The sequence below is a fragment of the Mycobacterium sp. NGS27 genome, from assembly GCF_059813005.1.
The window spans coordinates 539,271-562,595 of record NZ_JCALDT010000001.1 but is presented as its reverse complement, the minus strand read 5'-3'; the positions used below and the strand labels follow the sequence as shown (position 1 = coordinate 562,595).

Genomic DNA, 23,325 nt, shown 5'->3' with positions numbered 1-23,325 from the left:
GCCCGCGCCCGGCGTGGCAGGCGCGCTGGTGTCGGTCGGCGCCCTTAACGTCACCGCCGTGGCTTCCAGGGGTGCGACCCAGCTGAGCTTCGCCGACGTGGGGTCGCCGTTCACGCCCGACGAACTCTCGCTGCGCGAAACGACGTTCGTCGTGGTCGACCTGGAGACCACCGGCGGGCGCACCAAAAGCACCGGCGGAGCCGTTCCCGACGCGATCACCGAAATCGGGGCGGTCAAGGTGCGCGGCGGCGCGGTGCTCGGCGAGTTCGCCACCCTGGTGGACCCGCAGCGCAGCATTCCGCCGCAGATCGTGCAGCTCACCGGGATCACCACCGCAATGGTCACCGACGCGCCGACCATCGACGCGGTGCTGCCGATGTTCTTGGAGTTCGCCGGGTTCGATCGCGGAGCCGTGCTCGTCGCCCACAATGCCGGGTTCGACGCCGGCTTCCTGCGCGCCGCCGCGCAGCAGTGCGATATCGCGTGGCCGCGGCCGCCGGTGTTGTGTACGGTCCGGCTGGCCCGCCGGGTGCTCAGCCGGGAGGAAGCGCCCAGCGTGCGGCTCGCCTCCCTGGCGCGGCTGTTCGCGGTAACCACCCAACCCACGCACCGCGCCCTCGACGACGCGCGCGCCACCGTCGACGTGTTGCACGCCCTCATCGAGCGAGTGGGTAACCAGGGCGTGCACACCTATGCCGACCTGCGCGCCTACCTGCCGGACGTGACACCCACTCAGCGCCGCAAGCGGGTGCTCGCCGAGGGCCTGCCGCGCCGGCCCGGCGTGTATCTGTTCCGGGGGCCGGCGGGCGAAGTGCTGTACATCGGCACCGCGGTGGACCTGCGACGACGGGTCAATCAGTACTTCACCGGGGCCGACCCCCGGGGCCGGATGAAGGAGATGGTCGCGCTGGCCGGCGCGGTCGACCACGTCGAATGCGCCCACGCCCTGGAGGCCGGCGTGCGGGAACTGCGGCTGCTGGCCGCCCACGCCCCGCCGTACAACCGGCGGTCCCGATTCCCGCACCGATGGTGGTGGGTGGCGTTGACCGAGGAGGCCTTCCCCCGCCTGGCGGTGGTGCGGGCGCCGCGGCACGACCGCGCCGTCGGTCCGTTCCGGGCCCGCGCCGACGCCGCGGACGTGGCCGCCCTGCTGGCCCGGTTCACCGGGTTGCGCACCTGCACCAACCGGCTGGGGCGCTCGGCGCTGCACGGGCCGCTGTGCGCCGAGGCGGTGGTGTCGCCCTGTCCGGCCGCGCGTGACGCCACCGCCATTCAGTACGCCGCCGCCGTGGCGCGGGTCGCGGCGTTGATCGACGGCGCGGACAACGCCGCGCTGGCCGCGGCCGTGGACCAGGTCGGCGCGCTCGCCGAGCGGCATCACTTCGAGAGCGCCGCGCGGCTGCGCGACCGCGCCGTCACCGCGATCGAGACGCTATGGCGCGGCCAACGGCTACGCGCCCTGGTTGCTTTGCCCGAGCTGGTCGCCGCCGCCCCCGATGGGCAGGGTGGCTATCACCTGGCCGTCATCCGCCATGGCCAACTCGCCGCGGCGGGCTGCGCCCGGCGTGGGGTGCCGCCGATGCCGGTCATCGACGCGATCGTCGCTGGGGCACAAGCGATTTTGCTCACGCCCGGCCCTTTGGGCGGCGCACTGGTCGAGGAGACCGCGCTCATCATGCGCTGGCTGACGACGGCGGGGGCGCGCATCGTTCGGGTCGCCGAGGACGGCTGGGCGTCTCCCCTGCGATCGGCGGGCGCCTGGTCGGCGTGGGCCGCGTCGGCGCGCTCGGCGCGACTGGCCGCAGAACAGCTTTCGGCGCAGGAACTCCGGGGATCAGACCTGCTGTCCGAACCTCACCCATCGCGCGAGCAGTTGTTCGGCCGCACCCGAGTCGATGGCCTTACCGGCGCGGGCCAGCCCGTCCTCCCACGCCGGCAACCATTCAGCGCGGCTGGATAACCCCGCGTGCGCGACGATCGCGCCGGCGGCGTTGAGCACGACGGCGTCGCGCACCGGGCCCTTGCCGCCGGCCAGCACCGCTCGCACCTCGGCCGCGTTGGCCTGCGCGTCGCCACCCAGCAGGTCGTCGAGATCGGCTCGGGGAAAACCGAATCCGGCCGGATCGAAGGTCAGCTTGTCCACGGTGCCGGCCTGCACCCGCCAGATCGTGCTGGTCGTGGTGGTCGTCAGCTCGTCGAGCCCGTCGTCGCCGTGCACCACCAGCACACTGGACCGTCGGGCGGCGAACACACCGGCCATCACCTCGGAGAGGCCCTCGAACGCGCAGCCAATCAATCCGGCCCGCGGTCTGGCCGGATTGGTAAGCGGCCCAAGGAGATTGAACACCGTCGGCACACCGATCTCGCGGCGCACCGCGGAGGTGTGCCGGTAGGACGGGTGGAACAGCGGCGCGAAGCAGAATCCGATGCCAACCTCGGCGAGGCTGCGTGCGACGTCTTCGGGCCCGAGGTCGATCCGGATGCCGAGCGCCTCGAGCGTGTCGGCGCCGCCGGACAGCGACGAGGCCGCCCGGTTGCCGTGTTTGACCACCGGCACGCCGGCGGCCGCGGCGACGATGGCCGCCATCGTGGACAGGTTCACGGTGTTGACGCCGTCGCCACCGGTACCGACGATGTCGACGGTGTCGTCGCGGATGGCCCCGGCCGGCATCGGCAGCGCGTGGTTGAGCATCACGTCGGCCAGCTCGATGACTTCGGCCGAGGTGGGGATCTTCACCTGCATCGCCACCGCGAAGGCCGCGATCTGGGCGGGGCTGGCATCGCCGGCCATGATCTGGTCCATGGCCCAGGCGGCCTGCCCGCGCGCCAGGTCCTGACCGCCGGTCAGCCGAGACAGGACCCGCGGCCACGATGTCGCGGACGCGCCGGGCGCCTCAGATGACAAAGCCACGCGCCGATGGTCCCACGCGGACCACGCGTAGCCCCAACCTCCACCGCGAGCCTTCCGGCGCGCTCGCCTGCGCGACGCGTTGGACATCAATTGCCGCCCCGGGTGGAGTTCAACAACTACAAAGCGTCATACTTGCGGATGTGACCAGCGCTGCCGCTACTTCGGGTACTGCAATTACGTCGCGGGTGCATTCGCTGAACCGACCCAACATGGTCAGCGTCGGCACCATCGTTTGGCTTTCCAGCGAGCTGATGTTCTTTGCTGGTCTCTTCGCGATGTACTTCACCGCCCGCGCCCAATCGGGTGGAAAGTGGCCGCCGCCGCCGACCGAGCTGAACCTGTACCAGGCCGTCCCGGTCACATTGGTGCTGATCGCGTCGTCGTTCACCTGCCAGATGGGGGTGTTCGCGGCCGAGCGCGGCGACGTGTTCGGGCTGCGCCGCTGGTACGTGCTGACCTTCCTGATGGGCCTGTTCTTCGTTTGCGGCCAGGGCTACGAGTACTACCACCTGATGTCGCACGGGACCACCATCCCCGGGAGCGCCTACGGCAGCGTGTTCTACCTGGCCACCGGATTCCACGGCCTGCACGTCACCGGCGGGTTGATCGCCTTCATCTTCTTGCTGGCCCGCACCGCGATGAGCAAGTTCACACCGGCGCAGGCTACGGCCAGCATCGTCGTCTCGTACTACTGGCATTTCGTCGACATCGTGTGGATCGCGCTGTTCGCCGTGATCTATTTCATCCGATGAGCAGGCGCTGGACGAACAGGAGTGCTCGGTTGAAGAAACTGGGATCTACCCGATCCGGTGCGGCCAAGCCGCCACACGGGCAGCGTGACCGTTCGCGGCGGCGGCTGCGTCGGCGGCTGTCCGGCGGTCTGCTGCTGCTGATAGCGCTGACCATCGCCGGCGGTTTGGCCGCCATCCTGACTCCGCGGCCGCAGGTGGCCGTCGCCGACGAGTCGAACTCGGCACTGCTGCGCACCGGCAAGCAGTTGTTCGACACGTCGTGCGTGTCCTGCCACGGGGCCAACCTGCAGGGCGTCCCCGACCGCGGGCCCAGCCTGATCGGCGTCGGCGAGGAAGCCGTCTACTTCCAGGTGTCGACCGGCCGGATGCCGGCGATGACCGGTGAGGCTCAGGCGCCGCGCAAGGAACCGATCTTCGACGAGGGTCAGGTCGACGCTCTGGGCGCCTACGTCCAGGCCAACGGCGGCGGCCCGACCACGGTGCGTAACCCGGACGGCAGCCTGGCGATGCGCTCGCTGCGTGGCCAGGACCTGGGCCGCGGCGGCGACCTGTTCCGGCTGAACTGCTCGTCGTGCCACAACTTCACCGGCAAGGGCGGGGCGCTGTCGTCGGGCAAGTACGCGCCGGATCTGGAGCCCGCCAACGAGCAGCAGATCTTGGCGGCCATGCGGACCGGCCCGCAGAACATGCCGAAATTCTCCGACCGTCAGCTGTCTTTCGAGGCTAAGAAGGACATCATCGGCTACATCAAGGCGGTGACCGAGGAGCGCCAGCCGGGCGGCTACGGCCTGGGTGGATTCGGGCCCGCACCCGAGGGTATGGCCGCCTGGATCATCGGGATGGTCGCCGCCATCGGGCTGGCACTGTGGATTGGGGCACGAGCATGAGCCGCGCCGAGACGATGCAGAGCGCAGCGATGAGGAGGAGCGGCGCAAAATGAGCGACGCCTTGGATCAGGGAGCCGGTCGCGGCTCTGACACCGGCGGGAGCCCGCACGGCGTCGGCCAGAGGGAGCCCGACGACGCGGCGCTGGCCGCCATGTCGCAGCAGGAACTGGTGGCGTTGGGCGGCAAGCTGGACGGCGTCGAAACGGTGTTCAAGGAACCCCGTTGGCCTATCGAGGGCACCAAGGCCGAAAAGCGCGCCGAGCGCGGGGTTGCCCTCTGGCTTTTGCTGGGTGGCTTCTTCGGGCTGGCGCTGCTGCTGATCTTCTTGTTCTGGCCGTGGGAGTACAAGCCCAAGGAGGAGGCCGGGAGCTTCCTCTACGACCTGACCACCCCGCTGTACGGGCTGACGTTCGGGATGGCGATCCTGTCAATCGGGATCGGCGTCATCCTGTATCAGAAACGCTTTATCCCGGAAGAGATTTCGATCCAGGAGCGCCACGACGGCGCCTCGCGTGACGTCGACCGCAAAACGGTGGTGGCGAACCTGGCCGACGCGTACGGGGGTTCGACCGTCGGGCGGCGCAAGCTGATCGGCCTTTCGCTGGGGATGGGGCTGGGCGCGTTCGGGCTTTCCACCCTGGTGGCGTTTGCTGGCGGATTGATCAAGAACCCGTGGAAGCCGGTGGTGCAGACCGCCGACGGCAAGAAGGCCGTGCTGTTCACCTCCGGGTGGACCCCGCGCTATCACGGCGAAACGATCTATCTGGCGCGCGCCACCGGCTCCGCGTCGACGTCGCCGTTCGTCAAGATGCGGCCTGAGGATCTCGACGCCGGCGGCATGGAAACCGTCTTCCCCTGGCGGGAGTCCGACGGCGACGGCACCACCCCGGAATCGCAGGAGAGGCTGCGGGCCATCAACCAGGGTGTGCGAAACCCCGTGATGCTCATCCGAGTTCGGCCCACCGACATGGGGCGCGTGGTCAAGCGACAGGGTCAGGAAAGCTTCAACTTCGGCGAATTCTTCGCCTATACCAAGGTCTGCTCGCACCTGGGATGCCCCGCATCCCTGTACGAGGAGCAGTCCTACCGGATCTTGTGCCCATGCCACCAGTCGCAGTTCGACGCGCTGCACTTCGCGAAGCCGATTTTCGGGCCGGCCGCGCGTGCGTTGGCGCAACTGCCGATCACGATCGACACCAACGGGTATCTGGTCGCCAACGGTGACTTCGTCGAGCCCGTCGGACCGGCATTCTGGGAGAGGACGACAACATGAGTCCGAAATTCAGCCCCCCGAAGATCGGCGATGTCCTGGCCCGTCAGGGCGAGGACATCGACACGCGCTACCACCCGTCGGCGGCGGTTCGCAGACAGCTCAACAAGGTGTTCCCCACCCACTGGTCGTTCCTCTTGGGTGAGATCGCGATGTACAGCTTCATCGTGCTGCTGCTCACCGGTGTGTACCTGACGCTGTTCTTCGACCCGTCGATGGGTGAGATCACCTACAACGGCGCGTATCAGCCGCTGCGCGGCGTGGACATGTCGAAGGCATTCGCATCGACGCTCGACATCTCCTTCGAGGTGCGCGGCGGTCTGTTCGTCCGGCAGGTCCACCACTGGGCCGCACTGATTTTCGCCGCGTCGATCATGGTGCACTTGGCCCGCATCTTCTTCACCGGCGCCTTCCGGCGGCCACGCGAGGCCAACTGGGTGATCGGCTCGCTGCTGCTGATCCTGGCCATGTTCGAGGGTTACTTCGGTTACTCGCTCCCCGACGACCTGTTGTCGGGCATCGGGTTGCGTGCGGCGCTGTCCTCGATCACGTTGGGTATGCCGGTGATCGGCACCTGGTTGCACTGGGCCCTGTTCGGCGGTGACTTCCCCTGCGGTGGCGTCGGAAACGAATGCGCCACAGCGGGTTACATCATCCCGCGGATGTATGCCCTGCACATCCTGCTGCTGCCGGGCATCATCCTGGCGCTGATCGGGCTGCACCTGGCCATGGTGTGGTTCCAGAAGCACACCCAGTTCCCCGGACCCGGGCGCACCGAGCACAACGTGGTCGGCGTGCGAGTGATGCCGGTGTTCGCCGTCAAGTCCGGCGCATTCTTCGCCGCGATCGTCGGCGTGCTGGGCCTGCTGGGTGGCCTGCTGCAGATCAACCCGATCTGGAACCTGGGCCCCTACAAGCCTTCTCACGTCTCGGCCGGTTCGCAGCCCGACTTCTACATGATGTGGACCGAAGGCCTGGCGCGTATCTGGCCGCCATGGGAGTTCTACTTCTGGCACCACACCGTCCCCGCTGCCGTCTGGGTGGCGTTGATCATGGGCCTGATCTTCGTCCTGCTGATCATCTACCCGTTCCTGGAAAAGCGGTTCAGCGGTGACTACGCGCACCACAACCTGCTGCAGCGGCCGCGCGACGTGCCGGTGCGCACGTCGATCGGCGCGATGGCGATCGCGTTCTACATGTTGCTGACGCTGTGCGCGATGAACGACATCATCGCGTTCAAGTTCGACATCTCGCTGAACGCGACGACGTGGATCGGGCGCATCGGCATGGTGATCGTTCCGCCGGTTGTCTATTTCATCACCTACCGGTGGTGCATCGGACTGCAGCGCAGCGACCGCGCGGTGCTCGAGCACGGCATCGAGACCGGCATCATCAAGCGGCTGCCGCACGGTGCCTACATCGAGCTGCACCAGCCGCTGGGCCCGGTCGACGACCACGGCCACCCGCTGCCGCTGGCCTACCAGGGGGCGGCTCTGCCGAAGAAGATGAACAAGCTGGGCTCGGGCGGAACTCCGGGCAGCGGCAGTTTCCTGCGCGCCGACCCGTTGTCCGAGGATGCGGCGTTGCGAGAGGCGGCGCACGGCTCTGAGCGACGCGCCCTGACCGCACTGCGCGAACACCAGGATGGCCTGAACGGTTCGACGAACGGCTCGACGAACGGTTCGACGAACGGCGAAGGCGCCGAGCACTAGCCCATTTCCCTGCCGAGCGACGCCGCCCGCGATTGCGTGGGCGGCGTACCGGCAGCTTGTGACCGCGAGACTTAGGCCATAGCGACGCCGCACGGCGTGTCGTCTGTGTGGTTTACGTGTCGACGCCGCCGCTGCGCGAACCCCCGACGCCAACCAGGCCGAGGCGCCCGCCCCGGTTCGGGTGGCTACTGCTCGGCGACGGCCTCGCGCAGCTGGCGGATGTGCAGCCACTCCACCGCCGGCATGGCCGCGGTGATGACGCCGGCGAACCCATATCCGGCCCACGACGCGCCATCATGACCGACCGCCATCAGATAGGTCGCCGTGGCGACCGCGATCAGCGCGGCGCCCATGGTGCCGGTCAGTATCACGGTGCCGCGCAACCAGATTCGGTCCACCGCCTCGCCCGACCACTCGGCCCCCGAGGCGGGCGTCGCCGTTTGCGCCGTGGCGGTTCCGGTGCGCGGGGTACCGGTCCCCAGGCGCATCGACGGCCTTGCCGGTCCGCGCGCGGGCGCGGTCATCGCCTGGGCCGCCGGCTCGGACTGCGACATCCGCCGGGCGCGCAACAGGATGGGGATCGCGGCCGCGATGATCAGCGCCGAAACGACGATGACGGCGTACAGCACCCAGGTGGTGTGCGGGCTGCTGGCCGCCTTGTGAAAGCCCCTGCCCAGGTCCGCCAGTGCGACGGCGGCCGCCACACTGACGCCCAGCAGCACGAGGTAGATGGCGGCGCACGCGCCCATCAGGATGCGGTCCACGACCTCGGGCGCGACGGTGTCGTCACCGACGTCGCGCCGGTAAACCGAATATCTGCTGACCATCAGCAGCTCGTCTGCGGGGAGTCGTTGCTGTTCGACGAGAGCACCGTTCCATCGCTGGTGGTGATCGAGCAATTGAGCCTGCTGACCCGGAACAGGCTGGACGCCTCGACCGATCCCACGTCCGATTGCGAGATCGGGGTGACCGTCATCGACCACGGGATGTACACGTTGTGCTGGGTGCGCCGCCGGCCGGACGCGTCGACGTAGGTCACCGAAATGATGTCTCCTGGGGCTTTGGTGCCGGTCACCGAGTAGGTGACCTGACGCGGTCCCGCCGGCGTGGTGGGCGGCGGTGGCGCGGCCGCTGTGGACGTCGCCGGCGGTGGCGCCGGCGCGGGGGCGGGCGGGGGCGGCGGTGCCGGGGAAGGCGTCACCGTCACAGTCTGGGTCTCCGTTGCCGGCGGGGGCGGCGGTTCGGTGGTGGACGGCGGCGGGGGTGGCGGCGGCGGTGGCGGTTTGGTGGTCGTGATCTCGTCCTGCAGGGGCGGCGTGGACGGGGCGGTGGTGGTTCCGGGGTTGGCGAGTTTGGTGGTATCGGTGCGCGCGAACAGCAGCGATACCGACACGACGAGCGCGATCGCGGCCACGATGGCGGCGACCCCCACCACCCACGGCCAGCGCGCGGTACTGCGCCCGTCGTCGGCGTCGGAGGACTCGTCGAAGTCGTCGTAGTCGTAGAGCCGCAGATCGGCCGGCACGTAGGGGCCGGTGCTGAAATGCTCGGACTCCGGAGCCGAGTAGGCCCTCGAGTACACGTCCGTCTCGTCGGTCTGGTTCGCGGCGGCCTGCTCGGCACTGTTCGCGAAGGGTTCCGGCTCGCCCTCGACATCGCCGCCGCGGCCGGGTTGCAGATCGTCGCCCAGCGCATCGCCCGAAGGCGGTTCGTGGCTGACCGGGTCGGCAGGGTCGGGTTCGTCAGGATCCCATCCCGGGGGTCTCGACCCGCTCATCTCTGCCTTTGCCTACCCTGTTCGACTGCCTCACCCGCGCGCAAGAATCCGCGATCGCATCGTTGCGGGCGCGCTGGGACGCTCCTCATTTGCCTGGGCAAAACACTACCGAACCCCAAAGGGGCAAAGCCGTCGTGGCGAAGGGCCCACCAATCACGTGATCTGATTGTGACCTTTATGCCGCGATTCAGTGCTTCTCGGGACCGAGGTAGTACTCGAAGACCAGCCCGGCCACCGACGTCAGGACGAACATAATTCCGGCGACGATCAGCCACGGCAGCCACAGCGCGATGCCCACCGCGACCACCGAGCCCGACAGCGCCACCAGAATCGGCCACCAGCTGTGCGGGCTGAAGAAGCCCAATTCGCCTGCTCCATCGCTGATCTCAGCGCCTTCGTAGTCCTCCGGCCGGGTGTCCAGCCGGCGCGCCACAAAGCGGAAAAAGGTCGCCGTGATCATCGCAAGGCCACCGGTCAGCACCAGGGCGGTGGTGCCCGCCCACTCCACGCCACCGGTGGCGAAGATCGCGGTCAGCACCCCGTAGAGCACCGCAACCACAATGAAGAACCCGGCAATGAATTCGAATAGCCTGGCTTCGATATGCATTTGGTGTCCTAACCTACTGGCTTCCGGCCAATTGACCGCGCTTGGTGTCGAAGGGGTGGGTGGTCACCGCGAGCGGGGCCTGCCCGATCGCCTGCAATGCCTCGGCGTTGCTCTTTCCGCCCATCCGCTGTTGCAGGTAGGCCTTGAAGTCGTTGGGCGTCACCACCCGAACCTCGAAGTTCATCATCGAGTGATAGGTGCCACAGAACTCCGCGCAGTGGCCCACGAACGCGCCCGGTGTCTGGATCTCCTCGGTCTGGAAAACGTGCACCGAGTTGTTCGCGTCGGCGTTCGGGATGACGTCGCGCTTGAACAGGAACTCGGGCACCCAGAACGTGTGAACCACGTCCGCGGACGCCAGATCGAATTCGATGCGCTTGCCCGTGGGCAACACCAGCACCGGGATCTCGTCGCTGGAACCCAGCGTCTCGACCTTGTCGAAGTTCAGGTATTGGCGGTCCGAGGTGTTGAAGCCGCGGACGGCACCGACGCGCTCCTCACCGTGCGCGTCCTTGCCCTCCGGCTTGGAGAGCATGGCCTTCTTGCGCTCGGGGTCCGTGCCGTCGTAGGTCAGCGTGCCGTCCTTGAAGGCGACGCGTTGATAGCCGAACTTCCAGTTCCACTGGAAGGCCGTGACGTCGATCACTACCTCGGGGTCCTTGGCCAGGTGCAGCATCTTCTCCTGCACGACCACGGTGAAATAGAACAGCACCGAGATGATGAGGAACGGCGTCACGGTGAGCGCCAGCTCCAGCGGCATGTTGTAGCCGAACTGGCGGGGCAGCTCGGTGTCGGTCGCCTTCTTGCGGTGGAAGGCGGACGCCCAGAAGATCAGTCCGAACACGATGCCACCGACGACGAGCGAGGCGATCACCGCGCCGATCCACAGTTCGCGGTTGAGGTGCGCCTCCGGGGTGATGCCCCGCGGCCAGCCCAGGGCCAGCGCGTCCGCCCAGCTGCTGCATCCGCTCAGGAACAACGCCAGCACGCCCAACGTCAAGGCGAGCGCGAAGGGCCGAAAACGACGCGAAAGGCCCTGCCCCGCGCCCCCGGAACGGCGCCGAAAGCTGCCCTGCGACAAACGGTGCGAACGGTCCTGCTCGCGAGGGGTCACGTTAGCGCCTCCTGCTCGGATATCGAATACTACGCAGCGTAGACCACGCTCCTGAGCCCGGCGACGAAACCCCGGCCCGCCAGTCTGCCCGGCCATAGCCCACGTGCCGGGTGTGACGTCCACGCACGCCGGGAAAGTGCGGCATACTGGGGCGCCGTGTGTGGTCTGCTCGCGTTCGTTGCCGCCCCGGAGGGCTCGGATGATGAAGCCGACGCCGCCCGAGCCGACGCCGCCGTCGCGCGCGCGTCGCATTCGATGCGCCACCGCGGGCCCGACGAGCCCGGCACGTGGGTGGACCCGGACACCGACGGCTCCGCCGTTTTCGGCTTCAACCGGCTGTCCATCATCGACATCGCGCATTCGCATCAACCGCTGCGCTGGGGGCCGCCCGAGGCACCCGACCGCTACGTGCTGGTGTTCAACGGCGAGATCTACAACTACCTCGAGCTGCGCGACGAACTGGCTACCCGACACGGCGCCGCATTCGCCACCGACGGCGACGGCGAGGCCATCGTCGTCGGCTATCACTACTGGGGCACCGACGTACTGGCGCGGCTGCGCGGCATGTTCGCGTTCGCGCTATGGGACACAGAGACCCGTGAATTGTTCTGCGCGCGAGACCCTTTCGGCATCAAGCCACTGTTCATGGCGACCGGCGTCGGCGGCACCGCGGTGGCCAGTGAGAAGAAGTGCCTGCTGGACCTGGCCGAGCTGATCGGGTTCGACACCGAAATCGACGAGCGGGCGGTGCAGCACTACACGGTCCTGCAGTACGTGCCCGAGCCCGAGACGCTGCACCGCGGGGTGCGCCGGCTGGAATCGGGCTGCTACGCCCGAATCCGTCCCGACCGGCTGCAACCGGAGGTCACCCGGTATTTCGCGCCACGCTTTACCGCCGTTCCGATGACCCGCGACACCGAACAGGCCCGCTACGACGAGATCACCGCGGTGCTCGAGGACTCGGTGGCCAAGCACATGCGTGCCGACGTGACCGTCGGGGCGTTTCTGTCCGGGGGGATCGACTCCACCGCCATCGCGGCGCTGGCCATCCGGCACAACCCCCGGCTGATCACGTTCACCACCGGTTTCGAGCGCGAGGGCTTCTCCGAGATTGACGTCGCGGTGGCCTCGGCCGAGGCGATCGGCGCCCGCCACATCGCCAAGGTGGTCAAGCCCGACGAGTTCGTCGCCGCCCTGCCGGAGATCGTCTGGTACCTCGACGAGCCGGTGGCCGACCCCGCGCTGGTGCCGCTGTTCTTCGTCGCACGGGAGGCCCGCAAGCACGTCAAGGTGGTGCTGTCCGGCGAAGGGGCCGACGAGCTGTTCGGCGGCTACACGATTTACCGGGAGCCGCTGTCGCTGAAGCCCTTCAACTACCTGCCGCGGCCGCTGCGGCGGTCGATGGGCAAGGTGTCCAAACCCCTGCCGGAGGGCATGCGGGGCAAGAGCCTGCTGCACCGCGGCTCGCTGACGCTCGAGGAGCGCTACTACGGCAATGCCCGCAGCTTCTCCGACGCGCAGCTGCGCGACGTGCTGCCCATCTTCCGCGACGAATGGACCCACACCGACGTCACCGCGTCGGTGTACGCCGAATCGGCCGGTTGGGATCCGGTGGCCCGCATGCAGCACATCGACCTGTTCACCTGGCTGCGCGGCGACATCTTGGTCAAGGCCGACAAGATGACCATGGCCAACTCGCTGGAGCTTCGGGTGCCGTTCCTGGATCCCGAGGTGTTCGCCGTCGCCTCGCGGCTGCCGGTCGAGGCCAAGATCACCCGCGCGACGACGAAGTACGCGCTGCGGCGCGCGCTCGAGCCGATCGTTCCGGCGCACGTGCTGCACCGGCCCAAGCTCGGGTTCCCGGTCCCGATCCGGCACTGGTTGCGCGCGGGCGAGCTGCTGGAGTGGGCGTACGCGATGGTGGACTCCGCGAAGGACGGGCAGGCCGATCGCCTGGTCGACCTCGCCGCGGTGCGCCGGATGCTCGACGAGCATCGCAACGGGGTCAGCGATCACAGCCGCCGGCTGTGGACGCTGCTGATCTTCATGCTCTGGCACGCGATCTTCGTCGAGCACAGCGTGGTGCCACAGATCAGCGAGCCGGTGTACCCCGTCGAGTTATGACCGCGAGCAGACACGAAAGTGCCGCGACACGCCGATTTTTGGGTGCTTTCGCGTCCGCTCGCCGAACTGACTAGGCGAGGACCGCGGAGATCTCGGCGGCCGCCTCGTCGCCGTAGGCGTCGGCCAGCCGGGTCTTGGCGACCGCGGCGTCCCACGTCCACTCCTGGGTTCCGGTGGACTCCAGCACCAAAACGGCGACCAGCGAGCCGAGCTGAGCCGACCGCTCGAGGCTCAGCCCGGCGGTCCGGCCGGTGAGGAAGCCGGCCCGGAACGCGTCGCCGACGCCGGTGGGGTCGGTCTGGCTGGTCTCGGGCACCACGCCGACGTGGGTGGTCGTCCCGTCGCGCTCGACGATGTCGACGCCCTTGGCCCCCAGCGTGGTCACCCGCAGGTCGACCTTCTTCTGCACGTCGGCCTCGGACCAGCCGGTCTTGGAGAGCAGCAGTTCCCACTCGTAGTCGTTGGTGAACAGGTAGGCGGCCCCGTCGACGAGCTTGTCGATCTCCTCGCCGGACAGGCGCGGCAGCTGCTGGGACGGGTCGGCGGCGAACGGCAGGCCGAGCTTGCGGCACTCCTCGGTGTGCACCACCATCGCGTCCGGGTCGTTGGCGCCGATGATCACCAGGTCCGGCTTGCCCGCGGACGCGACGTCGGCGAGCTTGATGTTGCGGGCCTCCGACATGGCACCGGGATAAAAGGATGCGATCTGGGCCATGTCCTCATCGGTCGTGCAGACGAAGCGTGCGGTTTTCGCGGTCTGCGAGATCAGCACGTGGTCGCAGTTGACGCCGTGGGACTGCAGCCATTCGCGGTACTCGCCGAAGTCGTCGCCGGCCGCACCCACCAGCGCCACGTCGCCGCCCAGCACGCCGATGGCGAAGGCGATGTTGCCCGCCACGCCGCCGCGGTGGATCACCAGGTCGTCAACCAGAAAACTCAGGGACACCTTCTGCAGGTGCTCGGCCAGCAGGTGCTCGGAAAACCGGCCGGGGAACCGCATCAGATTGTCGGTTGCAATCGAACCTGTCACCGCGATCGTCACGAAAACTCCATCCTTCGTTAGTAAGGTTATCTAGCTTACTCACGGCCCCGACCGTCGCTGTGTGCGCGGCCGGCGCAAGGCAGTGCGCTAGCCTCCCTAGGGAACTCACTCAAGTCGCCGGGATCACATTGCTCGGGCCGCAACCCGATTGCAGTCCCGTCTACCACCGTAGGAGAACCACGATGGCAGGTCCGCACTCGCCGAACCACACCGTCGGCGGCGGCGACGGCGGACCGGGTGGACCTGAGCCCTCTAGCCAATCCCAGCCACTCGAGTTTCCCGACGACGCCGCGGGTTTCACCTCGGCTCCGCAGGCAGGACCTGGTGCCGCCAATTATGCCGGGCAGCCGCCCGCGCCGGTCCCGTACCCGCGATCCAAGCGGCGGCTGATCGTCGGCATCGTGCTGGCCATCGCGCTCGTCGCGGTGCTGACGGTGGCCATCGTGTACGGGGTCCGCACCAACGGGGCCAACACCGGGGCCACCTTCTCCGAGGGCGCGGCCAAGACGGCCATCCAGGGCTATCTGGACGCGCTCGAGCACCGCGACATCGACGAGATCGCCCGCAATGCGCTGTGCGGTTTGTACGACGGCGTCCAGGACAAACGATCCGACCAGGCCCTGGCCAAGCTCAGCAGTGACGCGTTCCGCAAGCAGTTCTCCGAGGTCGAGCTGACCTCGATCGACAAGATCGTGTACCTGTCGCAGTACCAGGCGCAGGCCTTGTTCACCATGCGGGTTTCACCGGTGACCGGCGGCCCGATGCACGGGCAGGTACAGGGCATCGCGCAGCTGCTGTTCCAGCGCGGTCAGATCATGGTGTGCTCGTACGTGCTGCGCACCGGCGGCTCGTACTAGACACACTCCGTCAGCCGGACCACACGGCCCGACTGACGGAGTTGCGGGGTCTAATCGATCAGTTGAACGAGTCGCCGCAGGCGCACGATCCCGTGGCGTTGGGGTTGTCGATGGTGAAGCCCTGCTTCTCGATGGTGTCCACGAAGTCGATGGACGCGCCTTCGACGTAGGGCGCGCTCATCCGGTCCACCGTCAGCTTCACTCCCCCGAACTCCACCGTCAGGTCGCCGTCCAGCGCACGGTCGTCGAAGAAGAGGTTGTAGCGCAGGCCGGCGCACCCGCCGGGCTGCACCGCGATGCGCAGCGCGAGGTCGTCGCGGCCCTCCTGGTCCAGCAGGGACTTTGCCTTGGTGGCGGCGGCCTCGGTCAGGATCACGCCGTGGGTCGTGGTGGCGTTCGACTCGTTTTGCACCGTCATTGCTTCTCCTACATGCCTCATCGTTGGGTGGGGTCGATCAAGCCCGCAATCGCCGGCTTGCGCCGGGCGATCCGGACCGCCCGAAAGTCCACTCCATCAACGGTACCTTGCAGGACCGGTATTCCCGAGTCGCGCCGCAACCACGGACGCCAGCCCCATGAGCTGGTTGGCCGCGTCGGCCTGCGCCAGGCGCACCGATCCGGCGTGCTCGGCGATGGATAACGCCGCCATGATCCCCGCCGAGCGCACGGTCGCGTTGTCCAGGCCGACTTGGCCGGCCAGCACGACCACCGGAATCCCCCGCGGCCGGGCCGCGTCGGCGAGAAATCCGACCACCTTGCCGTGCAGGGACTGCTCGTCGAACCGGCCCTCACCGGTGACGATCATCTCGGCGGTGTCCAGGTCGTCGGACAGCCGGGTGTGTTCGGCGATGATGGCCGCGCCGGACTCGCAGCGCCCGCCGAGCGCCAAGAGCCCGGCGCCGATGCCGCCTGCGGCCGCGGCGCCCGGCTCGGCGCTCACGTCGCGCCCGGCCACCGCCTCCAGGATCAGCGCCCACGCCTGCAGGCGAACCTCCAGTGCGGCCACGGTTGCCGTGTCGGCGCCCTTCTGCGGTCCGAACACCCGGGCCGCCCCCCACGGTCCCAGCAGCGGGTATTCGGTGTCGGAGGCAGCGATCAGCTCCACGTCCGCCAGTTTCCGGCGGGCGGACTCCAGCCCGCCGAGTTCGGAGATCATGCCCTGTCCGCCGTCGGTGCAGGCGCTGCCGCCCAGCCCGACCACGATCCGCGTCGCCCCCACCCGCAACGCCTCGGCGATCAGCTGTCCCACGCCTTTGCTGTGCGCCGCCATGGCGGTCTCCGGACTGGGCGCCCGGCCGATCAACGCCAAACCGCACGCTTGCGCGCATTCCAGGTAGGCGGTGGCCGAGCCGCTATCGAACACCCAATCGGCTTCGGCGGTGGCTTTCAGCGGTCCGGTCACCCGCAGCCGCCGCATCTCCCCCAGCCGGCTGGCCAGGACCTCGACGAAGCCGGGGCCACCGTCGGATTGCGGGGCGACGATGAACCGGTCGCCGGGACGCGACCGCGTCCAGCCGGTCGCGATGGCGGCGGAGGCCTCCAGGGCCGACATGCTGTCGCCGTAGCAGTCCGGGGCCACCAGAACTTGCATAGCGGGCAATTGAAGACGGCCGGGGGCCAGGCCGGGACCCCCGTCGGAGCCCATTGACCCGTTGTCCATCAAAGGCAGCCGTTCATCTCGTGTAAGAGTAGGGCCAAGCGAGTCACCAAGCAGGTCTAATAGGAAGGCATTCCGGGCGAATTCCGGCGCGAACCGTCCGCGAAGTAACCTGGCCACTGTGAAGCTGTTGGGCCGCAAGAAAGGCCAGGACACCGAGCTCGACGAGAGCGCCGCCGCGCCGGCCGCCTCCGGGCTTGCCGGCGCGTCAGGCGCCGCACGCGATGCGCAGCGGACGGGCCCCAAGGGGCGGCCCACGCCCAAACGCAATGAGGCCCGCCGCAACGCCAAAAAGGGGCCGATCGCGCCCGCGCCCATGACGGCCTCCGAGGCGCGGGCCCGCCGCAAATCACTGGCCGGTCCCAAGCTCAGCCGCGAGGAGCGCCGGGCGGACAAGGCCGCCGGCCGGGCCCGCATGTCGGAGCGCCGGGAGCGGATGATGGCCGGCGAAGAGGGCTACCTGTTACCTCGCGACCAGGGGCCCATCCGCCGCTACGTTCGCGACGTGGTGGACTCCCGGCGCAATCTGCTGGGCCTGTTCATGCCGTCGACCCTGTTCTTGATGTTCATCATGTTCGGCGTGCCGCAGCTGCAGCTGTGGATATCGCCGGCCATGTTGGTGTTGATGGCCGTGATGAGCGTCGACGGCCTGATCCTGGGCCGCAAGGTGAGCAGGCTGGTCGACACGAAATTCCCGAGCAACACCGAAAGCCGTTGGAAGCTAGGCCTTTACGCCGCCGGCCGGGCGTCTCAGATGCGCCGGATGCGGACGCCACGGGCCCAGGTCAAGCACGGCGCCAGTGTCGATTAAAGTTCGCCGGAAGGCGGGCTGACACCGGTGCGCACCCTGGTGCTCGGCGGGATCAGGTCAGGCAAATCGCGGTGGGCGGAAAAAGCCATTGCCGACGGATTGCGGGCCGGGCAGGCGGTTCACTACCTGGCGCCCGGGCCGGCCGGCCACGACGATGCGGCCTGGGCGCACCGGATCGCCGAGCATCGCAGCCGCCGGCCCGCGCACTGGTCGACGATCGAAACCGACGACATCGCAACGCAATTGCGCCAATCGCCGGACACCCCCACACTGGTCGACGATCTGGGCACCTGGCTGACCGGCGCCCTGGACCGCACCAACGCCTGGGATGACGGCTCGGTGGCGGCCCCCGTCGATGAGGTGCTGGTCGCGGTCGGCGACTTCGCTTCCCCACTGGTGCTGGTCAGCCCCGAGGTCGGGCTGACGATCGTTCCCGCCACCGCGTCCGGACGCCGGTTCGCCGACGAACTCGGCAGCCTCAACCAGCGCCTGGCGCGGCTGTGCGACCGAGTGGTGCTGGTGGTGGCCGGGCAGCCGGTCCGGATCAAACCGTCGGGGGCCTGATGGAATTCGCCGCCGTGTCACCGCCCGATGCCGGGGTCGCCGCCGTCGCCCGTGCCCGCCAGGACACCCTGACCAAGCCCAAGGGCGCGCTGGGCCGCCTCGAGGATTTGTCGGTGTGGGTCTCAGCGTGCCAAGGACAGTGCCCGCCAAGGCAATTCGAGCGCGCCCGGGTGGTGGTGTTCGCGGGTGACCACGGTGTCGCCCGCTCGGGGGTGTCGGCGTACCCACCGGAGGTGACCGCGCAGATGGTCGCCAACTTCGATGCCGGCGGGGCCGCGATCAACGCCCTGGCCGACATCGCCGGGGCAACGGTGCGGGTCGCCGACCTGGCTGTGGACGCGGACCCGCTGACCGAACGGATCGGCGCCCATAAGGTGCGACGCGCCAGCGGCGACATCCGGGTCGAGGACGCGTTGAGCGACGAGGAGACGGCGCGGGCGCTCGAGGCCGGCGCCGCCATCGCCGACGAGGAGGTCGACGCCGGGGCCGACCTGTTGATGGCCGGCGACATGGGGATCGGAAATACCACGGCCGCAACGGTATTGGTGGCGGCGTTGACGAACGCCGAGCCGGTCGTCGCGGTGGGGTTCGGCACCGGGATCGATGACGCCGGGTGGGCCCGCAAGACGGCCGCGGTGCGCGATGCCCTGTTTCGGGCGCGGCAGGTGTTGCCGGATCCGGTCGCGCTGCTGCGCAGCGCGGGCGGCGCCGACCTGGCCGCGATGGCCGGATTCTGCGCGCAGGCCGCGGTCCGGCGCACACCGTTGCTGCTCGACGGCATGGCGGTGACGGCGGCCGCGCTGGTCGCCGAGCACCTGGCGCCGGGCGCCCGGTTGTGGTGGCAGGCCGGTCACCGGTCCACCGAACCCGCTCACCCGCTGGCGCTGACGGCGCTGGATTTGGAGCCGATTCTCGACCTGCGCATGCGCCTGGGCGAGGGCACCGGCGCTGCGCTCGCGCTGCCGGTGCTGCGCGCCGCGGTGGCCGCCCTGTCGTCGATGGCGACCTTCACCCAAGCCGGTGTATCCAACCGCGCCGACGGCCCAAATCAGGCCGCTCGTCCGTCGTGATCCGTTCTCTGGCAACGGCTTTCGCGTTCGGGACGGTGCTGCCCGTTCCGGGTAATGCCCCGATGGGTCGCGGCGCCATGACCGCGCTGCCGGCGGTGGGCGCCGCCCTCGGGGCGTTGGCCGCGGCGGTGACGTGGGGTGGGACTCATGCGTTCGGCCGGTCCAGCCCGCTGCCCGGAGTGCTCGCGATCGCGGTGCTGCTGCTGGTGACCCGTGGCCTGCATCTCGACGGCGTCGCCGATACCGCCGACGGCCTGGGCTGTTACGGGCCGCCGCAGCGCGCGCTGGCGGTGATGCGCGAAGGATCGACCGGGCCGTTCGGCGTCGCCGCCGTGGTGATGGTGATCCTGCTGCAGGCGCTGGCGTTTTCGGCGCTGGGGGCCACGGGTCAAGCCCTCCCCGCGGTGGCCGTGGCGGTTTTCGCGGGCCGGGTGGCCGCGGTGCTGGCCGGCCACCGGTCGGTGCCGGCGGCCGATGGGAGCGCCCTGGGAGCGCGGGTCGCCGCAAGCCAGCCGACCGCGGTGGTGGCGGCCTGGGTCGCGGCGCTGCTGGCCGTTTCGGTGGTAGCCGGGCCGCGGCCGTGGCAGGGACCGGTGGCGGTGCTGGCGGGCCTGGGCTGCGGGGCGCTGCTGGTGCGGCACTGCGTTCGCCGGTTCGGCGGCATCACCGGTGACGTGCTGGGCGCCGCGATCGAATTGACCGTGACGGTGGCCGCGGTGCTGCTCGCGGGCCTGGTGCGGTTCTAGCTGAGCGCGTCAGCCCAGCTTTGCCATCCAGCCGTGAGTGTCGGCGAACGTGCCACGCTGAATGCCGGTCAGGGTATCGCGCAGCGCCATCGTCACCTCGCCGGGTTGGCCGTCGGCGACGGTGAACTCGGTGTCGCCGTACTTCACCTGAGAGACCGGGGTGATGACCGCGGCGGTGCCGCAGGCGAACACCTCGGTGATCTCCCCGGCGGCGGCCTTCTTCTGCCATTCGTCGATGTCGATCCTACGTTCCTCGATAGCGAACCCGGCGTCAATGGCCAGCTGCAGCAACGAGTTTCGGGTGATGCCGGGAAGTAGCGAGCCGGACAGTTCCGGCGTGACCAGCCGCGCCGATCCGCCGCTGCCGAACACGAAGAAGATGTTCATCCCGCCCATCTCTTCGACGAAGCGCCGCTCGACGGCGTCCAGCCACACCACTTGATCGCAGTCGTTGACCGCGGCCTCGGCCTGCGCCGACAGCGAGGCCGCGTAGTTGCCGCCGAACTTTGCCGCGCCCGTCCCGCCCGGGCTGGCCCGCACGTACTCCGTCGACACCCAGACGGTGACCGGGCTGACGCCCCCCTTGAAGTAGGCGCCGGCCGGCGAGGCGATCAGCAGGTATCGGTAGCGCTTGGACGGACGCACCCCCAATCCGGGCTCGGTGGCGATGACGAACGGGCGCAGGTACAACGCCTCCTCGCCGCCGGCGGCCGGAACCCATGCGTTGTCGACGGCGATGAGCTGGCGCAGCGACTCCATGAACAGCTCTTCGGGCAGCTCCGGGATGGCGAGCCGGCGCGCCGAGGACCGTAGCCGGGCGGCGTTGGCCTCGGCGCGAAACGACACGATCGAGCCGTCGGCCCAGCGGTAGGCCTTGAGTCCCTCGAAGATCTCCTGCGCGTAGTGCAGCACGATCGCTGACGGGTCCAGCTCGATGGGGCCGTACGGGATGACCCGGGCGTTGTGCCAACCTCCGCCGGTCTCGTCGTAGTCGATCGACACCATGTGATCGGTGAAGTACTTGCCGAAACCGGGCTCGGCCAGGATGGTTTCGCGTTCGTCATCGGTTGCCGGGTTTGCCGAGCGCGAAACCGTGAACTCGAGGGAGCCACTGGTCATTGGCCGATTGTATATCCGCCAAACGAATCGGATTTCGCCGCGCAAGCGGCGCGGCTAACGCGTTTTCACCGCGACGAACGGCGGGCGCACGACTTCACACGCGACGCGACGGCCGCGGACGTCGACGGTGATCTCCTGACCGTCCTGGACCCCGGCATCGGTGTCGATCAACGCCAGAGCGATCCCGGCCTGCAGCGTCGGGGAGAACGTGCCCGAGGTGGTGACTCCCACCGGAGTGTCGCCGGCGAGCACCGTCAGCCCCGCGCGCAGCACGCCGCGGCCCACCATCCGCAGCCCGCGCAGCAGCCGCGTCGGGCCCGCCTCCTTCTCGGCCAGCAGGGCGTCGCGGCCGAAGAACGCTTCCTTCTTCCAGCCGATCGCCCAGCCGCAGCGGGCCTGCAGCGGGGAGATGTCGAGTGCGAGTTCGTGGCCGTGCAGCGGATAACCCATCTCGGTGCGCAGGGTGTCGCGCGCGCCCAGGCCGGCCGGCTCGCCCCCGGCAGCCTTGACCGCCGCGGCCAGGGCGTCGAACACCACACCTGCGGAGTCCCACGGCGGCAGCAGCTCGTAGCCGTGCTCTCCCGTGTAGCCGGTGCGGCAGACCCGCACCGGCACGCCGGAGAACGACGTGTCCGCGTACGCCATGTAATCCATGTCGGTGGGCAGACCCAGCTCGCCGAGCACGTCGACCGATCGCGGTCCCTGCACGGCCAGCACCGCGTACGCGCGGTGCTGATTGGTGATCGTCAGCCCGGTCGGCGCGGCGGCCTGCAGCGCGTCGACGACGGCGGCGGTGTTGGCGGCGTTGGGCACCAGGAAGATCTCGTCGTCGTCGACGTAGTAGGCGATCAGGTCGTCGACGACGCCGCCGGATTCGGTGCAGCACAACGTGTACTGCGCCTTGCCCGGCCCGATGCGATTCAGGTCGTTGGTGAGCGCGGCGTTGACGAACTGCGCCGCCCCCGGGCCGCGGACCACCGCCTTGCCGAGATGGCTGACATCAAAGAGGCCGACCGCGTTGCGGGTCGCATTGTGCTCGCTGACGGTGCCGGCATACGACACCGGCATGAGCCAGCCGCCGAACTCGGCGAAGCTCGCGCCCAGATCGCGATGACGGTCTTCCAGCGGTCCGTGCTGCAGCTCGCTCACGGCGTCCCACCCTAATCCGCTCCGATGCTGGCACACTTGGGCAGGTGTCCGAGTCGTATGACTTCGACGAGCTTGCGGCCGCCGGGATCGCGAACCCGCGGGAACGCGCCGACCTGATCAAGTACCTCGGCGATCTTGGCTTCACGGTCGACGACATGGTCGAAGCCGAGCGGCGCGGCCGGCTGTTCGGGCTTGCCGGTGATGTCCTGGCCTGGTCGGGCCGCCCGATCTACACCGTGCAAGCCGCGGCCTCCCAACTCGGCATACCGGCCGAAGAGGTGGCGCACGCCTGGGCTTTGCTCGGCCTGACGGTCGCCGGTCCCGACGTTCCCGTGCTGAGCCAGGCCGACGTCGACGCCCTGTCGACCTGGGTCGCGCTCAAGGTGGTGGTCGGTGAGGACGGCGCGCACGGCATGCTGCGGGTCCTCGGCGCCGCGATGGCGCGGCTCGCGGAGGCCGAGTCGACGGCGATCCGCGCCGGGACGCCGGACATCCAGATGACCCACACCCACGACGAGCTCGCCACGGCGCAGGCCTACCGCGCGGTCGCGGAGTTCGTCCCCCGCATCGGTCCGCTGATCGACGTCGTGCACCGCCACCACCTGACCGGCGCCCGGACCCACTTCGAGGGCGTCCTTCGCGACACCTCGGCAAGCGTGGTGTGCGGGATCGGTTTTGCCGACCTGTCCGGCTTCACCGTGCTCACCAACGCACTTACCCCCGCGCAGTTGTCCGACCTGCTGAACGAGTTCGCCGGAACCGTCTCAGACGTCGTCCTTCGCGATGGCGGCCGGGTGGTGAAGTTCATCGGCGACGAGGTGATGTGGGTGAGCGCGTCGCCCGAGCAACTCGTCAGGGCGGCGGTCGATCTCGTCGACCATCCGCGGGCGCGCGAGGAAGGCCTGCAGGTGCGCGCCGGCCTTGCCTACGGCAGCGTCCTGGCCATCAACGGGGACTACTTCGGCGGCCCGGTCAACTTGGCGGCGCGACTCGTGGCGGCCGCGAATCCGAACCAAATTCTTGCCGACTCGGCGCTGCACGACGAGTTGCCGGACTGGCCCGCGAATGCTTACGGCCCGTTGCTGCTCAAGGGGTTTGACGACCCGGTGCCGGCTTTCGAGCTGAGGGGCCGGACGCCACCGAGCTAAGACCGCTC

At 69.0% G+C, this 23,325-nt stretch carries 21 protein-coding genes and 1 pseudogene; 12 read left to right on the top strand and 10 right to left on the bottom strand.

The features are described 5' to 3' along the window. Window positions 1-13: 13 nt before the first annotated feature. Window positions 14-1,897, top strand: a pseudogene (locus tag AC5Y30_RS02350) (DEDD exonuclease domain-containing protein); the annotation flags it as partial. Here AC5Y30_RS02350 and trpD read toward each other — a convergent pair. Further along, window positions 1,835-2,911 carry an anthranilate phosphoribosyltransferase gene (gene trpD / locus AC5Y30_RS02345; RefSeq protein ID WP_499915959.1) on the bottom strand — a complete coding sequence of 359 codons (1,077 nt, stop codon included), beginning with the start codon at window positions 2,909-2,911 and terminating at the stop codon, window positions 1,835-1,837. The pseudogene AC5Y30_RS02350 and the gene trpD sit on opposite strands and share 63 nt — an antisense overlap. Before the next feature lie 140 nt (window positions 2,912-3,051). Between trpD and ctaE the strand changes: the two genes are divergently transcribed. The 4 genes from ctaE to qcrB are packed head-to-tail and all read left to right on the top strand — an operon-like array spanning window position 3,052 to window position 7,532. Next, entirely contained in the window at window positions 3,052-3,663 is a 612-nt protein-coding gene (gene ctaE, locus AC5Y30_RS02340) for an aa3-type cytochrome oxidase subunit III (protein WP_082971318.1), read from the top strand. A gap of 29 nt (window positions 3,664-3,692) precedes the next feature. Then, complete coding sequence (gene qcrC / locus AC5Y30_RS02335; protein WP_499915957.1) at window positions 3,693-4,550, top strand: cytochrome bc1 complex diheme cytochrome c subunit; 858 nt, start codon at window positions 3,693-3,695, stop codon at window positions 4,548-4,550. Between the two features lie 49 nt (window positions 4,551-4,599). Continuing rightward, window positions 4,600-5,823: a cytochrome bc1 complex Rieske iron-sulfur subunit gene (qcrA, locus tag AC5Y30_RS02330; RefSeq protein WP_499915955.1), complete on the top strand. Its 1,224-nt coding sequence runs from the start codon at window positions 4,600-4,602 to the stop codon at window positions 5,821-5,823. After that, a complete protein-coding gene (gene qcrB / locus AC5Y30_RS02325) occupies window positions 5,820-7,532 on the top strand; it encodes a cytochrome bc1 complex cytochrome b subunit (RefSeq protein ID WP_499915953.1) in 1,713 nt (570 codons plus the stop codon). Before qcrA ends, qcrB begins: the two co-directional genes overlap by 4 nt. Window positions 7,533-7,717: 185 nt before the next feature. Here the strand turns inward: qcrB and AC5Y30_RS02320 are convergent, their stop codons facing one another. From AC5Y30_RS02320 to ctaC, 4 genes are all read right to left on the bottom strand, one after another. Then, a complete protein-coding gene (locus tag AC5Y30_RS02320) occupies window positions 7,718-8,359 on the bottom strand; it encodes a DUF2561 family protein (RefSeq protein ID WP_499915951.1) in 642 nt (213 codons plus the stop codon). Then, complete coding sequence (locus AC5Y30_RS02315; protein WP_499915949.1) at window positions 8,359-9,309, bottom strand: MmpS family transport accessory protein; 951 nt, start codon at window positions 9,307-9,309, stop codon at window positions 8,359-8,361. Before AC5Y30_RS02315 ends, AC5Y30_RS02320 begins: the two co-directional genes overlap by 1 nt. A 187-nt stretch (window positions 9,310-9,496) precedes the next feature. Continuing rightward, on the bottom strand, window positions 9,497-9,916 hold the full coding sequence (locus AC5Y30_RS02310; protein ID WP_499915947.1) for a cytochrome c oxidase subunit 4: 420 nt from the start codon (window positions 9,914-9,916) through the stop codon (window positions 9,497-9,499). Between the two features lie 13 nt (window positions 9,917-9,929). Further along, window positions 9,930-11,030, bottom strand: a complete 1,101-nt coding sequence (ctaC, locus tag AC5Y30_RS02305) for an aa3-type cytochrome oxidase subunit II (RefSeq protein WP_499915945.1) — start codon at window positions 11,028-11,030, stop codon at window positions 9,930-9,932. A gap of 156 nt (window positions 11,031-11,186) precedes the next feature. On the opposite strand from ctaC, the gene asnB reads away from it, so the two are divergent. Next, window positions 11,187-13,154 carry an asparagine synthase (glutamine-hydrolyzing) gene (asnB, locus tag AC5Y30_RS02300; protein ID WP_499915943.1) on the top strand — a complete coding sequence of 656 codons (1,968 nt, stop codon included), beginning with the start codon at window positions 11,187-11,189 and terminating at the stop codon, window positions 13,152-13,154. 70 nt (window positions 13,155-13,224) lie between these two features. Here the strand turns inward: asnB and AC5Y30_RS02295 are convergent, their stop codons facing one another. Continuing rightward, window positions 13,225-14,196, bottom strand: coding sequence for a carbohydrate kinase family protein (locus AC5Y30_RS02295; RefSeq protein WP_499915941.1), 972 nt, complete (start codon window positions 14,194-14,196; stop codon window positions 13,225-13,227). Between the two features lie 182 nt (window positions 14,197-14,378). Here AC5Y30_RS02295 and AC5Y30_RS02290 point away from each other — a divergent pair, with 182 nt between their 5' ends. Then, window positions 14,379-15,053 carry an Rv0361 family membrane protein gene (locus tag AC5Y30_RS02290; protein ID WP_499915939.1) on the top strand — a complete coding sequence of 225 codons (675 nt, stop codon included), beginning with the start codon at window positions 14,379-14,381 and terminating at the stop codon, window positions 15,051-15,053. Window positions 15,054-15,111: 58 nt separating this feature from the next. On the opposite strand, the gene AC5Y30_RS02285 is transcribed toward AC5Y30_RS02290, so the two are convergent. Together AC5Y30_RS02285 and AC5Y30_RS02280 are read right to left on the bottom strand one after the other, a co-directional pair. Continuing rightward, window positions 15,112-15,471: a HesB/IscA family protein gene (locus AC5Y30_RS02285; RefSeq protein ID WP_067125889.1), complete on the bottom strand. Its 360-nt coding sequence runs from the start codon at window positions 15,469-15,471 to the stop codon at window positions 15,112-15,114. 96 nt (window positions 15,472-15,567) lie between these two features. Continuing rightward, the gene (locus tag AC5Y30_RS02280; protein ID WP_499915937.1) at window positions 15,568-16,644 is read right to left on the bottom strand and encodes a glycerate kinase family protein; all 1,077 of its coding nucleotides are present in this window, start codon (window positions 16,642-16,644) and stop codon (window positions 15,568-15,570) included. A 187-nt stretch (window positions 16,645-16,831) separates the two neighbouring features. Here AC5Y30_RS02280 and AC5Y30_RS02275 point away from each other — a divergent pair, with 187 nt between their 5' ends. Genes AC5Y30_RS02275 through AC5Y30_RS02260 form a run of 4 tightly spaced genes read left to right on the top strand, consistent with a single transcriptional unit; the run spans window position 16,832 to window position 19,901 of the window. Then, window positions 16,832-17,521 carry a DUF3043 domain-containing protein gene (locus AC5Y30_RS02275; protein ID WP_499915935.1) on the top strand — a complete coding sequence of 230 codons (690 nt, stop codon included), beginning with the start codon at window positions 16,832-16,834 and terminating at the stop codon, window positions 17,519-17,521. Between the two features lie 27 nt (window positions 17,522-17,548). Continuing rightward, window positions 17,549-18,085, top strand: coding sequence for a bifunctional adenosylcobinamide kinase/adenosylcobinamide-phosphate guanylyltransferase (locus AC5Y30_RS02270; RefSeq protein WP_499915933.1), 537 nt, complete (start codon window positions 17,549-17,551; stop codon window positions 18,083-18,085). Then, entirely contained in the window at window positions 18,082-19,155 is a 1,074-nt protein-coding gene (gene cobT, locus AC5Y30_RS02265) for a nicotinate-nucleotide--dimethylbenzimidazole phosphoribosyltransferase (RefSeq protein ID WP_499916734.1), read from the top strand. Before AC5Y30_RS02270 ends, cobT begins: the two co-directional genes overlap by 4 nt. After that, window positions 19,152-19,901, top strand: a complete 750-nt coding sequence (locus AC5Y30_RS02260) for an adenosylcobinamide-GDP ribazoletransferase (protein ID WP_499915931.1) — start codon at window positions 19,152-19,154, stop codon at window positions 19,899-19,901. The genes cobT and AC5Y30_RS02260 overlap by 4 nt, the downstream gene beginning before the upstream one ends. Before the next feature lie 9 nt (window positions 19,902-19,910). Here the strand turns inward: AC5Y30_RS02260 and AC5Y30_RS02255 are convergent, their stop codons facing one another. Together AC5Y30_RS02255 and gcvT are read right to left on the bottom strand one after the other, a co-directional pair. Then, window positions 19,911-21,020, bottom strand: coding sequence for a branched-chain amino acid aminotransferase (locus tag AC5Y30_RS02255; RefSeq protein ID WP_499915929.1), 1,110 nt, complete (start codon window positions 21,018-21,020; stop codon window positions 19,911-19,913). A 54-nt stretch (window positions 21,021-21,074) separates the two neighbouring features. Then, window positions 21,075-22,169, bottom strand: a complete 1,095-nt coding sequence (gene gcvT / locus AC5Y30_RS02250) for a glycine cleavage system aminomethyltransferase GcvT (protein WP_499915927.1) — start codon at window positions 22,167-22,169, stop codon at window positions 21,075-21,077. Window positions 22,170-22,213: 44 nt separating this feature from the next. Here gcvT and AC5Y30_RS02245 point away from each other — a divergent pair, with 44 nt between their 5' ends. Continuing rightward, a complete protein-coding gene (locus AC5Y30_RS02245; protein ID WP_499915925.1) occupies window positions 22,214-23,317 on the top strand; it encodes an adenylate/guanylate cyclase domain-containing protein in 1,104 nt (367 codons plus the stop codon). Window positions 23,318-23,325 lie beyond the last annotated feature (8 nt).

Excerpts from the sequence above, each read along its gene's own strand:
- AC5Y30_RS02255 (WP_499915929.1), bottom strand. The coding sequence starts at position 21,020 with ATGACCAGTGGCTCCCTCGAGTTCACGGTTTCGCGCTCGGCAAACCCG.
- AC5Y30_RS02320 (WP_499915951.1), bottom strand. The coding sequence starts at position 8,359 with ATGGTCAGCAGATATTCGGTTTACCGGCGCGACGTCGGTGACGACACC.
- AC5Y30_RS02315 (WP_499915949.1), bottom strand. The coding sequence starts at position 9,309 with ATGAGCGGGTCGAGACCCCCGGGATGGGATCCTGACGAACCCGACCCT.
- AC5Y30_RS02285 (WP_067125889.1), bottom strand. The coding sequence starts at position 15,471 with ATGACGGTGCAAAACGAGTCGAACGCCACCACGACCCACGGCGTGATC.
- qcrA (WP_499915955.1), top strand. The coding sequence starts at position 4,600 with ATGAGCGACGCCTTGGATCAGGGAGCCGGTCGCGGCTCTGACACCGGC.
- qcrB (WP_499915953.1), top strand. The coding sequence starts at position 5,820 with ATGAGTCCGAAATTCAGCCCCCCGAAGATCGGCGATGTCCTGGCCCGT.
- AC5Y30_RS02280 (WP_499915937.1), bottom strand. The coding sequence starts at position 16,644 with ATGCAAGTTCTGGTGGCCCCGGACTGCTACGGCGACAGCATGTCGGCC.
- AC5Y30_RS02290 (WP_499915939.1), top strand. The coding sequence starts at position 14,379 with ATGGCAGGTCCGCACTCGCCGAACCACACCGTCGGCGGCGGCGACGGC.
- AC5Y30_RS02310 (WP_499915947.1), bottom strand. The coding sequence starts at position 9,916 with ATGCATATCGAAGCCAGGCTATTCGAATTCATTGCCGGGTTCTTCATT.